This window comes from Mesorhizobium sp. M0954, assembly GCF_040319155.1.
Lineage (GTDB): Bacteria > Pseudomonadota > Alphaproteobacteria > Rhizobiales > Rhizobiaceae > Mesorhizobium.
In genome coordinates this window covers 118,211-133,659 of sequence record NZ_JAMYNR010000009.1, presented here as the reverse complement: position 1 = coordinate 133,659, position 15,449 = coordinate 118,211, and the positions used below count along the sequence as shown (strand labels likewise).

Sequence of the window (15,449 nt, the reverse complement as noted above, 5' to 3'; positions counted from 1 at the left end):
GCGCTCAATCCGTGACCTGGCCGCCATAGAGCGAGACGGCGAGGTCGTGGATGGCGTCGGCCGTGCGCGGGCCGAAGCCGAGCAGGTAGCCGCCGTCCATGCGGATCAGCCTGCGGGCGGCACCCGCCGGCGTCGAAGCCACGGCAGGGTTCGAAAACAATTCGTCATCCGCGGTGGCCGGTCCGGCATTGTTCATCATCAGGATCACGTCGGGCCTGGCGGTGATGACTGCCTCGTCCGACAATTGCTTGTAGCCGGCAAAGCCGTCGATGGCGTTGATGCCGCCCGAAAGCTTGATGATGCCGTCGGCGGCGGTGTCGCTGCCGGCGGCAAGCAGCTTGCCGCCCTGCATCGACAGCACGAACAGGATGCGCTCGCGATCCTTGATCGAGGCGGCCTGCTTTTCGGCTACCTTCAGCTTGGCGTCTATCTGGGCCGCCAGCGCATCGGCCTTGGCCTCGGTGCCGAGCGCCTTGCCGACGATGTGGATCTTTTCGAGAATGCCTTGATTATCATAGCGCTCGGGCACCTCGATGAACGGGATGCTTGATTTCTTCAGCACGTCGACGGCTTCCTTCGGTCCGCTGCCGTGCAACGCCAGTATGCCCGACGGATTGACCGACAGCACACCCTCCGGCGACAGCTGGCGCATGTAGCCGACATCCGGCAGTTCCACCGCCGCTTGCGGATATCGGCTGGTCGAATCGCGTGCGACAAGGCGATCCTGTTCACCGAGCGCGTAGACGATCTCGGTGATCGAGCCGCCGATGGCCACGATCCTCGAGCGATCGGCGAAAGTCGCGATGCCCTCGGCGGCTTGAGCCGTCATCAGCGTGGCGAACCCCAGGAAAACGGCGGCCGCAGGACCAAGCGCCGACCTGGAGACCGATGCCAGCCTGGAGACAAGAACCATCGTCGTTTTCCTCAGGCTGCGGTCGGGCTTGGGATACGCGGCAGGTTTTCGGCCAGAAAGCGCCAGTCTTCGCGCTCGCTTTCGCCTTCATGCCGCTTACCGAAGAACTGGATGATCATCTTGCCGTCGGCGCCATAGACTTCGAGCGACGTGACATGGCCGTCCCTGGTCGGCTTGCGCACGGCCCAGACCTCATCGATGTGGTCGGTCCGCAGGTGCAGATGGAAGGTCTCGTCGAGCACGTTGAGCCATGGTCCCATCGGCTTGATCGAGGCGACGGGGCCGGAATGGATCTGGATGCAGCCGCGATTGCCGACAAAGCACATGATCGGCATGGCGCCGGCAGCGGCGTGGTTGAACATGGCGTTCACCGCATCCTTGTCGACCAGCCAGGCGTAATCCTGGCCGACCATGCGCACCGCCTGTCGGCGGCTGATCTTCAGTGTCTTCAGCATGCCGAAGAACTGGTGCACGTCGGTCAGCTGGCTCCAGCGGTCGCGCAGATCGTCGATGCTCGCCGAATTGTCCGCAGTCTCGGTCTCGTCGGTGGTGCCCGCTGAAATCGCCACCGTCGGCTCCTGGTTCGGCGATTCCAGCCCGGCCACCAGTTTCTGATAGGCATAAAGGTTGGAGGCTGGCCTGAGGTGCACCTTGTGTACCGCCTCGCCTGCGGTGTCGAAGAACTGCAGGCTGCGGCGGATGTCGGCGCCGTCGCGCTTTTCCACGGCAAAGCCGTGTGCCCAGACTTTTGGGAAAATGCGCAGGTCGATATTGTCACCGAGCACCATGGCATTGTGATTGCCGGTGACGACCTTGTCGTAGACGCCGATCTTCTCGTGCACCGCGCTTTCGTTGCGGGTCAGCGCCATCACCTCACCGACAGCTTCGAGGCCAGTCAAAAGGTCGTTGACACGCGGCTCGACGCGCACGACGCCGTCGCCGCAATGCGCGGCGACCAGTTCGGCCTCCGAAATACCGAGCTGGGCGGCGAGGTCGCGCTCGCGCATTTTCGGATTGTCTGCCCGTGCCCGCCGGATCTCGTGCGGGGCGGGTTTTACGCGCTGGTCCATTTCTGCCACCTACTTGTTGAGGATGAGCTTGCCCTGCCGGGTGATCTTCAGCCGGTACAGCGCACCATGATGCTCGATGCCGATCTCGTGCTCGCCCTGGAACAGCGTGTTGCTGGACAGCGTTCTCACGGCCGATTGGACCCGGTCGAAACGGACGGAATTTTCGTCGGAACGGCGGACGCGATAGCGAAAGTCGCTGGGATTGTGCGTGTTCATGGGTTCGATCCCTTTCCTGTGCCTGGCATCTGGCTCGGGGCCTGCGTGAAATGCCGATTCAATTCTTGACTCGAATGATCATGTTATCTAGCAGTGCAATACCGGAGTAAATGAGTCAACATTTAAGACGCCGGACGCGATGAAAAATGCCAGCGAGCCCCAAGCCAGCCAGCATCGAACATGGATTCTTGGAGTTGCAGCATGGGGTTGGCGAATTGGGGACGGCTGGCGGGCAGCGGCCTGACACATTGTTCTATGACAAGCAAAATGGCCGCGTTGCTGGCCGGCGCGGCGGCGATCCCGCTGCTCGCCACACCGGCCGGCGCCCAGCAGGCCGCCCAAGCGGCAGCCGACCAGCAGCAGACTGACCCGTCTCAACAGCCCGAAAAGGTAAAGCCGGCCCCGGCGGGTACCACACTGCTCGACAAGATCCTGATCCTCAGCCGTACCGGCGAGACGGCGATCGAGTCGCTTGCTTCAGCCAGCCATGTCGACGAGGAACAGCTCGAGCGCCGCATGGCGACGACGCCCAACGAAATGCTGTTCGGTGTGCCGGGTGTCGCCGTCCAGGCCGACGCAAGGCGTGTCAGTTCCAGCATCAACATCCGCGGCCTGCAGGACTTCGGCCGCGTCTCCGTCATCGTCGACGGCGCCCGCCAGAATTTCCAGCGCTCGGATCATGGCACGCAATCGACCTTCTACATCGATCCCGAATTGATCAAATCCGTCGATGTGATCCGCGGTCCGGTCGCCAACACCTATGGCTCCGGGGCGATCGGCGGCGTCGTATTTTTCGACACCAAGGATGCGCAGGATTTCCTCAAGCCCGACGAGACCTGGGCGGCATCCGCGACCGGGCGCTACGAAACCAACGGCGAAGGCTGGACCACCAGCGCCACCGGCGCCTATCGGATCAACGAGAACTGGGACGTGCTTGGCAATATCCTCTACCGCGACTATGACGACTACGAGCATGGCGGCGGCGACACTGTAGCGGGCACCGGCTTCGACGTCTTGAGCGGCCTCCTCAAGACGACCATCCGCCCCAGCGAAAACAGCGAGCTGAAGCTGGGCTGGATCGGCTCGAACGACGGATGGACCGAGACCAGCGGCAGCGCGCCGGTGAACGACGCCGACCTGAAGGCGAATACCTTCACGGCCCGCTACAACATCACCGACCAAGACAAGAGCTGGCTCGACCTCCACATCAACGCATCCTACAACAAGACCAAGCTCGATCTGACGACCCTTGTCGCGCAAAACCGGTTTGATCCGGTCACCGGTCTGCCCGTGGTTTTGCCGGCGGGTTCGAAATCGACGTTCGACATCGGCACCTCCGGCATCGACATTTGGAACACGTCGAGATTCGAGACCGTCGGCATTGCGCATGAGCTGACCTATGGCGGCGACTGGGTTGGCGACGATGTCGAGACAGGCGGCACGGCGGGCGGCGACAGCTTCTATACGCCCTCGGGCAACAGGAACGTCTCCGGCGCTTACGTTCAGGACAAGCTCACCTGGGACTGGCTCGAGATCATCGCCGGGCTGCGCTACGACAGCTACAAGCTTGACAGCGATGTCGGCGAAACCTCTGGCGACCGGCTGTCGCCACGCATCACAGTGGGCATTTCGCCCTTCGAGAGCGCCAGCCTTTCCGGGCTGCAATTCTACGGCACCTACGCTGAAGGCTATCGTTCTCCGTCGCTGTCGGAGACCCTGATCAGCGGCAACCATCCAGCCGGCGTCAGCTTCCCGTTCCTCCCCAATCCCAATCTCAAGCCCGAAACCGGCAAGACCGTGGAGTTTGGCGTCAATTACAGCACCAACGGCGTCATCGAGGCTGATGACGCGCTGCGGCTGAAGGCGGCCTATTTCAACAACAACGTCGACGACTACATTGATGGCGTAACGCTATCACCGTTCGACCCGACCAGCGGCTGCCCGTTCGGCCCGGGCATCCCGATCTGCTTCCAGTATCAGAACTTCGCCAAGGCCAAGATCCACGGTTTCGAGATGGAGGGCGTCTATGATGCCGCCTGGGGCTTTGCCGGGCTTTCGGCGTCGTTCACCGACGGCCATACGATTTCCTATGAAGGCGAACGGGCGGACCTTGTCACCGTCCCTTCCTCCCAGGTCACCGGGCAACTCGGCTTTCGCTTCCTCGAGGACAGGCTGACCGTCGGCGGCGAGGTGCAATACAACGGCAAGCCGCAGGGCAACGCCGTCGCCAAGGACTACACGCTGGTCAATGCCTTCGCCAGCTACCAGGCAACCGACAATTTCAAGGTCGATTTCCGCGCCGACAATCTGTTCGACGTCAAATACGCCAACCCGCTGAACGCATCGACCACCAGTGTTGTCTACGAGCCAGGCGTCACCCTGAAGCTGGCGGCGACGATGAGGTTTGGAGGCTGACAACAATGACAGGCATCACAGCATCCCTTCGTCTGTTCGCCGCGGTGCTGGCAATGTCGCTTGTTGCGGCTCCGGCGTGGACACAACAGCAAGCACCGGCGCTGATCCTCGAGCTCAACGGCGCGCAGCCTTCCGACAAGGGCTGCCGCCTGACCTTCGTGGTCACCAACAATCTCGGCGCCGACCTTTCCAAGGCGGCATTCGAGATCGCATTGTTCAACGAGGCCGGCGTCGTCGACCGGCTGACCGTGCTCGACTTCAAGGAGCTGCCGGCAGGCAAGACCAAGGTGACGCGTTTCGATCTTGCCGGCACGGATTGCGGCAAGGTCAGCCGCGTGTTGATCAACAGCGCCACGGAATGCGCCGGCGCCGAGCCGAATGCCTGCATGCGCGGGCTGAAGACGCAGACCAGGACCGGCATCGCCTTCGGGGTCTGAATTTTGGGACCGGAACCCGCATTCGCGCGAAACGCCGTGGCGTGGCCACTAGCCGGTTTCCTGCCGCCGGAGCCGGACGATCCGGACTTCGCCATCCCGCGCGAGGCGCTGCGTGTTTCGCTGCGCGACAGGCCGGAAGACAGTTACATCGCCGATGCCGACGGCGACTTGCCGACGGTGCCTGCGGAGCCATTGCGGCAGGCACGACAGACGCGGCGGCGCCGCAACTGGACGGTGGCGATCGCCTGCTCTTGCGCATTCCACGTAGCCGTGGCGCTGGCCTTTCTCACGCTGCCGGACGACCGGCCAAGCATCGAAGGTGCCGACCAGCAAGGCGAAATGCTGCTCGGCGCCGACCCACAGCAGGCGGCCGGCGATGTCGGAGACGATCCGGAAGTGGCCAACGTGACGATGGTGACCATGCTGGACGCCAAGCCGGTCGAAACGGTCGAGGCGCAGGCGGCCGCGGCAGAGGAGACGCCCCAGCCGGTCACCGATGCGGCGGAGACATCGGACAAAGAAGTGGTTGAGCCGGTCAACGAGGCCGCCACGGAAATCGCTGTGCCTGCCGATCGCACCGAGCCAGCACCTGCGCAGCCGGCGCGCCAGGACCCATCGCCCGACGTTCTTGCAACCGACAGGCTGGTGCCTGCCGACGACAATGCCGTGCCGCCGCCAGTCAGCGCGGTCGAAACGGCCGAACCTGCCGAGACGAGTGCGCCGGCACCAGCCGACCCGGCGCCGGCCGAAACGGTTCAGACGACCGAGACAGTCGGCGCGGCGGACGAACCGAAGCCGGACAGGCCGGAGCCCAAGCAGCCGAAGAAGGCAACCGCAAAGAACAAGCCGGTCAAAAAAGCCGAACCGACTGAAACCGAAAAGCCGCCCCTGCGCAAGAAGGCGGGCAAGGCTGCGGCCAAAGCCGACACCAAGAAGAAAAAAGCCGGCTCCGGCGGCCGTGACGAAACGGATGTCGCGCGCGGCATGGCCGACGGCAGGAAGGACGGCAAGATCCTGACCGCCAGCAGAGGCGGCAAATCAGGCATCGGCAATGCAGCCGTCACGAACTATCCCGGCAAGATCAGGTCAAAACTGGTGCGGGCCTTCAATTCGACACGCACGCGCGCCACCGGCACAGCAACCGTTGCCTTTACCGTCGGCTCGAACGGCAGCGTCCGGTCGGCCAGGCTGACGGGCAGTTCGGGTGTTGCCGCGCTGGACAAAGCCGCACTCGACGCAGTCCGCCGGGCTTCTCCGTTTCCTCCCATTCCGGAAGGAGCCGGTCGCTCGGCTTGGCAGTTCGAAGTGCCGCTCGGTATCAGGTAACGATCGTCCTCATGCGGGCACCAAAGTCGGCGCCGCCCCTGCCAGCGATGAGCGAACCCTGGCGAAACCTACGCAGCGGCCAGCAGGCTGGCATTGCCGCCCGCCGCCGTGGTGTCGACGCAGACGGCGCGCTCGTGGGCATAGGCGGCCGGATAATAGACTTCGCTGACCAGCGGCACGATCGGGCCGGCGCGCTCGGCGATGACCTTGCGCACGATGCGCGCGGCCTCGGGCGTACCGGAAAAGGCCACGACATCGACCCGCAGCGAGCGCGCTTCGACCGGGTCCGGCCGGCCGTCGATCGCCGCCAGCGGCAGGCCCTTGCCGGTCAGCGCTGATAGCGCCGCCGGCGCGCCGGGGGCGACGGCGAGCACGGCATTGCCGGCGGCCAGCGCCTGGATCGTCTGGGCAAGCAGCGTACCCGCGTCGGGACCGAGGCAGAGCACACGGCCGCGCGGCGACAGCGACAGCGTGTTGGCCTCGCCGGTCGGCCCGGGCAGGTCGACCTGGCCGAAATCGATGCCGGCGGCAGTGCCGATAGCCGCGGCACCCTTGCCGCGCAGATGTTTCCTCAGGATGGCGACGCGATCCGGCCGCGTCGACCAGCCGCCAAAGGCCGGGTCCGGCAGATTGTCGGCGAGCTCGGTCGCCGTCACCTTGCGGCCTTCGGCAAGATGGGTGCCGGCTTCCGGCCCCTTGCGGAAGCGCCGGAGATAATGTGGCCCGCCGGCCTTCGGCCCGGTGCCGGAAAGCCCCTCGCCGCCGAACGGCTGCGCGCCGACGACGGCGCCGATCTGGTTGCGGTTGACGTAGATGTTGCCGGCATGGATGCCATCGACGAAATGCTGGGCGCGGCCTTCGATGCGGGTGTGCAGGCCAAAGGTCAGGCCATAGCCTTTGCGGTTGATCGCAGCGATCACCGCATCGATCTCGTCGGCATCGAAGGTGGCGACATGCAGCACCGGCCCGAACACCTCGCGCTCCAACTCCTCGATGCCCTTGACCCGAAAGACGTGCGGCGCAACGAAGCGGCCGTCCATCGGCGCTTCGAGCTTGGCGATCAGCCGGCCCTGCAGGCCCATTTTGGTGCAATAGCCACGGATCGACGCTTGCGCCTCGTCATCGATGACCGGGCCGACATCGGTCGATATCCGCCACGGGTCGCCGAGGCTAAGCGCTTCCATCGCGCCTTTCAGCATCTCAAGCATCTTCTTCTCGACGTCCTTCTGCACGTAGAGAATGCGCAATGCCGAGCAGCGCTGGCCGGCGCTCTGGAAGGCGGAGGCCAGGATATCGCGCACCGCCTGTTCGGGAAGTGCGGTGGAATCGACGATCATGGCGTTGAGGCCGCCGGTCTCGGCAATCAGCATGGCGTCAGGCGCGGCGGTGTCGGCGAGCTGCTTTTCGATCAGCTTGGCGACCTCGGTCGAGCCGGTGAAGCAGACGCCGGCAATGCGCGGATCGGCGGTCAGCGGGCCGCCGACCGAGGGGCCGTCGCCGGGCAGAAGCTGGATGATGTCTTCCGGCACGCCGGCCTCGCGCAGCAGCTGGACAGCGCGGAAGGCGATCAGCGGCGTCTGTTCGGCCGGCTTGGCAATCACCGAATTGCCGGTGACGAGCGCCGCCGCAATCTGGCCGGTGAAGATGGCCAGCGGAAAGTTCCACGGCGAGATGCAGGCGATGGCGCCGCGCGCCTCGGTGCCCGCCTCGGCATTGGCGGCCTCAGCCGCATAGTAGCGCAGGAAATCGACCGCCTCGCGCACCTCGGCAACGCCGTCGGCCAGCGATTTGCCAGCCTCGCGGGCGGCCAGCGCAAAGAACTCGACGGCGTTCGCCTCGTAGAGATCGGCCGTGCGGTTGAGGATGGCGGCGCGCTCGGCGACCGGGCGTCTTGCCCATGCCGGTTGTGCCTCGACGGCGATGCGAACGGCGGTCTCGACCTGCTTGGCGCCGGCCTCGCTGACCGTGCCGACCACTTCCGAAGGTTTCGCAGGATTGACCACCGGACGCTGCTTGCCATAGCCGGCAGCGCGGCTGACCGGCTTGGCGTGCCAGCGCTCCGGCCCGGCGAACTCGGCCCTCGCCTTGTCGATCGCAGCCAGCGTCAGCGTGTCGGTGATATCGAAACCCTTGGAGTTGCGCCGGCCGGGACCGAAGATCGCCGACGGCGGCACGATCGCTGGATTGGCGGCGGGACCTTGTTTCTCCACCGTTTCGAGCGGGTCGCGGGCAATGTCCTCGGGCTCGACTTCCTCGTCGGTGAGCTGGTGGACAAAGGAGGAATTGGCGCCGTTTTCGAGCAGCCGGCGGACCAGATAGGCGAGCAGGTCGGAATGAGCACCGACCGGCGCATAGATGCGGCAGCGAGTGCCTTCGGCCCGCCGCACCGTCTCATGCAGCGCCTCGCCCATGCCATGCAGCCGCTGGAACTCGAACGTATCGCGCTCCGTCGTCATCGACAGAATCGCGGCGACGGTGTGGGCGTTGTGGGTGGCAAATTGCGGGTAGATGCGGTCGGTCATCGCCAACAGCTTCTTCGCGCAGGCCAGGTAGGAGACGTCGGTGTTGGCCTTGCGGGTAAAAACCGGATAGCCGTCGAGCCCGAGCGTCTGCGCCCGCTTGATCTCGGTGTCCCAATAGGCACCCTTGACCAGCCGCACCATGATGCTGCGGTCGTATTTCCTCGCCAGCTCGTAGAGCCAGTCGATGACGAAGGCCGCGCGCGGGCCATAGGCCTGCACGACGACGCCAAAACCGTTCCAGCCGGCAAGCTCCGGTTCGGCCAGCACCCGCTCGATGACGTCGAGCGACAAATCGAGGCGGTCGGCTTCCTCGGCGTCGATGTTGAGGCCCATGCGCGAATGGCGCGCCGCCAGCGCCAGCGACAACAGCCGCTCGGCCATGACGGGCAGCATCTTTTCCTTCTGCGTCACTTCATAACGCGGATGCAGCGCAGACAGTTTTACCGAGATGCCGTGGTTCTGGCGGATGTCGGGGCCGTTGGCGCCGGCATCGAGCGAAGAGATGGCATCGGCATATGCCTTGAGGTAGCGCAGCGCGTCGGCCTCGGTGCGGGCCGCCTCGCCCAGCATGTCGAAAGAATAGAGATAGCCCTTCTGCGTCATCGGTCGGCCGCGCCTGACCGCCTCGGCAATGGTGCGGCCGAGCACGAACTGCTCGCCCATTTCGCGCATGGCGGCGGCGACGGCCTTGCGGATGACCGGCTCGCCAAGCCGGCGCACCATGGCGCGCAGCGTGCCTTCGATGCCGCCCTCGCCCTCGTCGAGCACGCGGCCGGTCAGCATCAGCGCCCAGGTCGACGCATTGATGAAGATCGAGCTCGAGCCGCCCGCATGCGCCGACCAGTCGTGCGGCGCGATCTTGTCGGCGATAAGGTCGTCCATCGTCTCGGTGTCTGGCACCCGCAGCAGCGCCTCGGCCAGGCACATCAGCGCCACGCCCTCCTTGGTCGACAGGCCATAGGCGGACAGGAACACCTCCATCAGCCGCGGATCGGACGAGCCGCGCACCGCCCGCACCAGATCGGCGGCACGCGCCGAAATCGCCTTGCGGTCTTGCGCGGACAGCCCGGCCGCCTCGGCCAGCCGCTTCACCGCCTGGTCTTCGTCGGGCAAATAATTGGCACGGATCTGCTGGCGGATGGTATCGAGCGCTGGCATGGCGGTCCTGTAGAGCGAGCATAAGGGAGCGGGCCGGCGGTCACCGGACCGAACGGCGCAAGCTAACATATGTAGGGATTGCAGTCGGTCCAAAGAAGTCGACAGAACAGATCGATCGATCTATCATTAGGACTGATCACCTCCAATTCGACCAGGAATTCAGTGACGGAAGACCAATTGGACCGCATCGACAGGAACATCCTGTCGGCTCTGGGCAGCAATGGCCGGCTTTCCATGTCGGAACTGGCGGCGAAAGTCGGCCTGTCGAAGACGCCGGTGCAGGCACGAGTCAAACGGCTGGAGAAGGACGGCTTCATCAGGGGCTACCAGGCGATCATCGACCGTGAGCGCATGGGCGAAGGCCATGTCGCCTTCGTCCAGGTGAAACTGTCCGACACCCGCTCGGCCGCGCTCGACGCCTTCAACCGCGCCGTGCAGGCGGTGCCGGAGATCGAGCAGTGCCACATGATGGCATCGAACTTCGACTATCTGCTGAAGGTCCGCACCACCGACATCGCCGCCTACCGCCGCGTACTCGGCGAGCGTATCTCCGCCCTGCCGCACGTTGCCCAGACCTCGACGTTTGTCGCGATGGAGACGGTGAAGGATCGGTAGGAGAGCGCTGTTGTTGTCCCGCCCTCACTCCGCCAGTGTCTTCAAAAACGCCACCAGCGCCGCGCGTTCGCGGTCCGAAAGCTGCAGCGGGTGGATCTCGGATGTGCCCTCGACGCTTGCCGGTGCCTTCGAATAATGCGCCACCACCTCGTCGAGGGAGGAAAACTGCCCGGCGTGCATGTAGGGCGGCCGGGTGGCGGCACCCCGCAGCGACGGCGTCTTGTAGGCGCGGACGAGTTCCGGCCCGGTCTTGACCATGAAGCGCAACTCGCGGCAGGCGCTGGCATCGCCGTCGCGAAAGGCGCCGAAACAGTTGAACGGATCGGCCTCGACCTGCGCCACCGCGTCGACGCGGCCGCGATCCGGCGGCAGGCCCGCGACCGGCGGCACGCCGGTGTTGTGGAAGCTGCCGTCGGTAAAACGCGGGCCGTTGTGGCAGGTCACGCAATTGGCCTTGCCGATGAACAGCTTCAGGCCGAGGATTTCCTCCGGCGAAAAGGCGGCGTCGCCTTTCGGCTCGGCGCCCGCAGCCAGGTCGATGGCGAAGCGGTCGAAGCGTGTCTGCGGCGGCGCGATCGAGCGCTCGAAGGCGGCGATCGCCTTGCCGATGTTGGCAAAGACGCGGTTGACCTCCTCGGCTTGACTGGCGGGCATGGCGTTCCAGGCCGCCTTCTCGGCATCGGTGCCGAGCGGGCCGGCATTGGCCGGCACGCCCGAAAGGTCCGGCAGCGGCCCGAAGATGCGCTCGTAGCGCTCGCCGAAGCGGGCCTTGATGTAATGCGCGAAGGCGGCGCGGTTGCCGGCCTGCTCCAGCGGATTTTCGAGCGGTGTCAGCGCTTGCGCCCACAGGCTGTCGCGCCGCCCGTCCCAGAAGAACCAGGGATCATGCGCGACGCCGGCCAACGGCATGGTACGACGGTTGGTGCGGCCGACGGCGACCGCTTGCGGCAAGTCGTCCTGGAATTGGCGGTCGATCTTGTGGCAGGTCGAGCACGATACCGTGCCGTCGCCGCTCATCCCGGTGTCGAAGAACAGCGTCGAGCCGAGTGCCGCGGCGGCCGGCACATCGGCGAAGCGATTGGTGGTGTCGGGCTTCAGCGGCGGCAGCTTGGATAGTGCCAGCGAGGCGATGGTCTGCTTTTCGGCATCGGAAAACTCCGGTCTGCCGCAGCCGGCAAGCAGGGCCACCACCACCAACGCGAGAAGACTGGGAAACCGGCTCATCAGTGGCTCACAGCACCACATTGAAGACGACAGTGTCCGAACCGGCCGCAGCGGAAATGGCAAAATGCAATTGCCACCACCCGCTCATCGTGAATTTGACGCCGTCGATGCGATAGCGCCCCGCGCCGAGGTAATCGGTCGCCTGCGGGCTGGTCGGCAGACCGTGCTTGTGCTGCGGCATGCCGCCGGAAATCGTTATCGCAGCACCTTCCACCGGCGCACCCTCGACGGTTTTCAGCGTCAGCAGCCAGGATTCCAGTTCGCCCTGCCGGATGACGCCTTTCTCGGGCTCGAAAGTCGCCGCGAACAGCTTGTTCGCCGTCGTCTTGGAACGGCCGACGTCCGAGCTTGGTTGCGGTGCATGCGGCGCCGTCAGATAGACGATTGCCAGCACGCCGGCGAGCAAGGCAGCCAAGCCGAGGCCTCCAAGAAGATAACGCCATAACGATGCCAAACCCATTCCTGTTCTGCGGATAACGTTTCGCTGGGCAGATCGCGTCCCACGCCCCTGTGGGAAATCGCGCCCAGTGCAAGAATCCGCCGTCGCCAAGCATGGCGCTGCCGGCAGCAAAAAGCTACAGCACCGCAATTGCAGGATGGAGGAGTGCTTCATGGCAGGAATCGGCATCGCCTCGATCGGCGAGTGCATGCTCGAGCTTTCGGGCCAGGCCGGGCCGAACTGGCGCATGGGCTTTGCCGGCGACACGTTCAACACTTTGTGGGCGCTGCATGCTTTGAGCGGCGAGCGGCCGGCGACCTATGTGTCGGCCTTCGGCGACGACCCGTTCTCACGCGACCAGATCAAGTTCCTGGCCGAGAACGGCATCGGCATCGGCGCCAGCCCGGTGATAGCGGGCGCCCGCCCCGGCCTCTATGCGATCACGCTGACCGGCGCCGAACGTTCTTTCACCTATTGGCGGGCCGATGCGGCCGCAAGGCAGTTGGCTTCGGACCCAGCCGCATTGCAGAAAAGCCTTGAAAACCAAGCGCTTGTCTATTTTTCCGGTATAACTTTGGCAATCCTCGACGAGGCTCCACGCAAGGTACTGCTGACGGCCGTGGCCAAGGCGCGCGCGGCCGGCTCGCTGATTGCCTTCGACCCCAATTACCGGCCGAGGCTGTGGCGCCAAAGCGAGGAAGCGCAGGCCGCGATCCTCGAGGCGCTCGCCGTCGCCGACATCGCGCTCCCGACCTTTCCCGACGAGCAGATGCTGTTTGGTGATACGACACCGCAGAAAACAGCCGAACGGCTGCGAAAGCTGGCCGGCGAAGTCGTCGTCAAGAACGGTGAGGAACCGGCGCTGATCGCGCAAAACGGAACCTTGCAATCGGTTCCGGCGGTGCACGTCGCCACCCCGGTCGACACCACCGGCGCCGGCGACTCCTTCAACGGCGCCTACCTCGCCGCCCGCCTTGCCGGCCATGCCCCGGCAGAAGCCGTGCTGCGCGCTCATCGCGTCGCCGCCGCCGTCGTGCAGGTGCGCGGCGCCCTGGCGCCGTTCGAGACGCTCAAGGGTGCGTTCGAGGCACCCGCTATCTGACCTTGATGACGACCTTGCCCTTGGCGCGTCCTGTTTCGACATAGGCCAGGGCGTCATTGGTCGCTTCGAATGGAAAGACCCGATCCACAACCGGGCGGATCGCGCCGGCTTCGATGAGAGCGGTGATTTTGCTCAGCTGATCGCCCTGCGCCCACATGAACAGGAACGAAAACTGCACGCCGCGGCGCTTGGCTTTGGCCCGAATTCCGCGACTCAGGAAGCGCAGCACCAGCCTCAGCATCAAGTTCAGTCCCTTTTCCCTGGCAAATTCGGCATCCGGTGGACCGGAGATGGAGATGAGCTTGCCACCCGGTTTCAGCACCCTCAGGGATTTTTCCAGTGTCTTGGCGTCCTGGCTGTTCAAGACGACATCGTAGCCCGACAGAACTTTCTCGAAGTCGTCTTTCCTGTAGTCGACGACGACATCGGCGCCGAGACTTTTGACCAGATCGGCACTTGCCGCGCTCGCGGTTGTCGCAACGGTCGCGCCGAGGTGCTTGGCCAACTGAATAGCAAATGTCCCGACGCCGCCGGAGCCAGCCTGAATGAAGACCTTCTGTCCCTTCTTCAGGTTTGCCCGTTCGATGAGCGTCTGCCAGGCGGTGAGACCGACCAGGGGAATCGACGCCGCCTCTTCCATACTGAGATTCTCGGGCTTCAAGGCTACGTCGGCCTCATTCACGGCAATGAATTCGGCGAATGTCCCAATCCGGCCGTCGCGCGGCCGCGCATAGACCTCGTCGCCGGCCTTGAACTTGCTGACTTGCGATCCTACGCGGATAACCTTCCCAGCCACGTCGTGGCCCAGGATGAAGGGCCGGCGGTAGGGCAGGATGAGCTTGAATTCTCCGGTTTTGACCTTGGAATCGAGCAGGTTCACCCCTGCGGCATGGACCTCGACCAAGACATCGCTGTCCTGGAGCTCCGGCTCCGGCATTTCGGCCAGCCGCAGGGCGCCCTTTTTATTATACTTATCGACAACGAATGCCTTCATGGCAGTTACTTTCCAAGAATGTCTGTTGCTGTTCGGGACGAAACAAGCCGAACGTTTTCAGCTGCATGGCCGCCCTGCGGCAAGGCCTCAGCCTCGAGGAAGGACAGCGCCTTCGGGACAAAAGCGGCGTGGTTCTGAAATACCCCGCCATGCCCGGCATCCGGATAGATGACCAGATGCGCCCCCGGGATACGCCCGGCGAGATCGTAGGTATTGCTGCTCGGCACCATCCTGTCCTGGTCGCCATTCGCAACCAAAGTGGGAATGCGGATGGTGCTCAGGTCTTGTGGCGCCTGGAGTCCGTAGGCCTTGATCGCCTTGAGTTGCGCGCCGAACGCGCTCAGCGATATCGCCTTGTCCCGGTTATTCCGGCGCTCTTTCAGCCGTTGCAGAAATGCGTTTGCGGCGCGGCGCCCATTCGGCGTTCTTGTGAAGAAGAGATAGTACTTCGGATCCCGAAAAGTCAGCGCGCCCTTGATCATGTCCACGATCGTCAGCGGCGTCACCTTGTCGATGCCTTGCCCACCGGCCGGCCCCGTGCCAGCCAGGATGAGTTTGCGCACAAGCTTGGGCTCGGTCAGCACAATCTCTTGCGCCACGAAGCCGCCGAGTGAAAAGCCGAAGAGATCGACTTCTTCGAACCCCAGCGCCCGGACAAAGGCGACCGCATCCCGCGCCATGCCGGAAATGGTCGACGGAGTTTTGCCACCCGAAGCACCGACTCCGCGATTGTCGAAGGCAATTACCCGCCGGGTCGCAGCGAGGCCATCGACGATGCGCGGATCAAAATTGTCCAGCTGAGCAGCCAGATGGTTGAGCAGGATCACTGGCACGCCCGTCCTGGGCCCGAGTTCCCTGTACGCAAAAGCTATGCCCCCGACATCGATCGAGAGCGTTGGCGCGTCCTGGAACAATGCCGGTGAACGCGGCGACCGATTGGATCTATGTGTCATGCTTGGCGTCTCCGTTTCGTAGGGCCTGGCCAAATGTGTTGTGGTTGCTAGTCGCATGTGCGTGA

The 15,449-nt window shown here is 64.4% G+C and carries 13 protein-coding genes; 5 read left to right on the top strand and 8 right to left on the bottom strand.

The annotated features are described in order from the left end of the window. Positions 1-4: 4 nt before the first annotated feature. The 3 genes from NKH93_RS14725 to hemP are packed head-to-tail and all read right to left on the bottom strand — an operon-like array spanning position 5 to position 2,199. Positions 5-913 (bottom strand): heme/hemin ABC transporter substrate-binding protein, encoded by a 909-nt coding sequence (locus tag NKH93_RS14725; protein ID WP_352816909.1) that lies wholly within the window; start codon positions 911-913, stop codon positions 5-7. An 11-nt stretch (positions 914-924) separates the two neighbouring features. Continuing rightward, positions 925-1,983 carry a hemin-degrading factor gene (locus NKH93_RS14720; protein ID WP_352816911.1) on the bottom strand — a complete coding sequence of 353 codons (1,059 nt, stop codon included), beginning with the start codon at positions 1,981-1,983 and terminating at the stop codon, positions 925-927. Between the two features lie 9 nt (positions 1,984-1,992). Next, entirely contained in the window at positions 1,993-2,199 is a 207-nt protein-coding gene (gene hemP / locus NKH93_RS14715; RefSeq protein ID WP_352451949.1) for a hemin uptake protein HemP, read from the bottom strand. A 201-nt stretch (positions 2,200-2,400) separates the two neighbouring features. On the opposite strand from hemP, the gene NKH93_RS14710 reads away from it, so the two are divergent. The 3 genes from NKH93_RS14710 to NKH93_RS14700 are packed head-to-tail and all read left to right on the top strand — an operon-like array spanning position 2,401 to position 6,377. Then, on the top strand, positions 2,401-4,614 hold the full coding sequence (locus tag NKH93_RS14710; RefSeq protein WP_502896452.1) for a TonB-dependent hemoglobin/transferrin/lactoferrin family receptor: 2,214 nt from the start codon (positions 2,401-2,403) through the stop codon (positions 4,612-4,614). A gap of 5 nt (positions 4,615-4,619) precedes the next feature. Next, a complete protein-coding gene (locus tag NKH93_RS14705; RefSeq protein WP_352470344.1) occupies positions 4,620-5,051 on the top strand; it encodes a hypothetical protein in 432 nt (143 codons plus the stop codon). A gap of 36 nt (positions 5,052-5,087) precedes the next feature. Further along, complete coding sequence (locus NKH93_RS14700) at positions 5,088-6,377, top strand: energy transducer TonB family protein (protein ID WP_352816917.1); 1,290 nt, start codon at positions 5,088-5,090, stop codon at positions 6,375-6,377. A gap of 68 nt (positions 6,378-6,445) precedes the next feature. Here NKH93_RS14700 and putA read toward each other — a convergent pair whose 3' ends face one another. Further along, positions 6,446-10,057, bottom strand: a complete 3,612-nt coding sequence (putA, locus tag NKH93_RS14695; protein ID WP_352970701.1) for a bifunctional proline dehydrogenase/L-glutamate gamma-semialdehyde dehydrogenase PutA — start codon at positions 10,055-10,057, stop codon at positions 6,446-6,448. Between the two features lie 162 nt (positions 10,058-10,219). Here putA and NKH93_RS14690 point away from each other — a divergent pair, with 162 nt between their 5' ends. Continuing rightward, positions 10,220-10,672 (top strand): Lrp/AsnC family transcriptional regulator, encoded by a 453-nt coding sequence (locus NKH93_RS14690; RefSeq protein WP_352816922.1) that lies wholly within the window; start codon positions 10,220-10,222, stop codon positions 10,670-10,672. Between the two features lie 24 nt (positions 10,673-10,696). Here the strand turns inward: NKH93_RS14690 and NKH93_RS14685 are convergent, their stop codons facing one another. Next, positions 10,697-11,896: a cytochrome-c peroxidase gene (locus tag NKH93_RS14685; RefSeq protein ID WP_352816925.1), complete on the bottom strand. Its 1,200-nt coding sequence runs from the start codon at positions 11,894-11,896 to the stop codon at positions 10,697-10,699. Between the two features lie 7 nt (positions 11,897-11,903). Continuing rightward, complete coding sequence (locus tag NKH93_RS14680; protein ID WP_352451991.1) at positions 11,904-12,350, bottom strand: FixH family protein; 447 nt, start codon at positions 12,348-12,350, stop codon at positions 11,904-11,906. A gap of 157 nt (positions 12,351-12,507) precedes the next feature. Between NKH93_RS14680 and NKH93_RS14675 the strand changes: the two genes are divergently transcribed. After that, positions 12,508-13,437, top strand: coding sequence for a sugar kinase (locus tag NKH93_RS14675; RefSeq protein WP_352816927.1), 930 nt, complete (start codon positions 12,508-12,510; stop codon positions 13,435-13,437). Here the strand turns inward: NKH93_RS14675 and NKH93_RS14670 are convergent. Then, on the bottom strand, positions 13,430-14,431 hold the full coding sequence (locus NKH93_RS14670; RefSeq protein WP_352685087.1) for an NADP-dependent oxidoreductase: 1,002 nt from the start codon (positions 14,429-14,431) through the stop codon (positions 13,430-13,432). The genes NKH93_RS14675 and NKH93_RS14670 overlap by 8 nt on opposite strands. Positions 14,432-14,436: 5 nt before the next feature. Further along, a complete protein-coding gene (locus NKH93_RS14665) occupies positions 14,437-15,384 on the bottom strand; it encodes an alpha/beta fold hydrolase (RefSeq protein ID WP_352816932.1) in 948 nt (315 codons plus the stop codon). Positions 15,385-15,449: the final 65 nt, after the last annotated feature.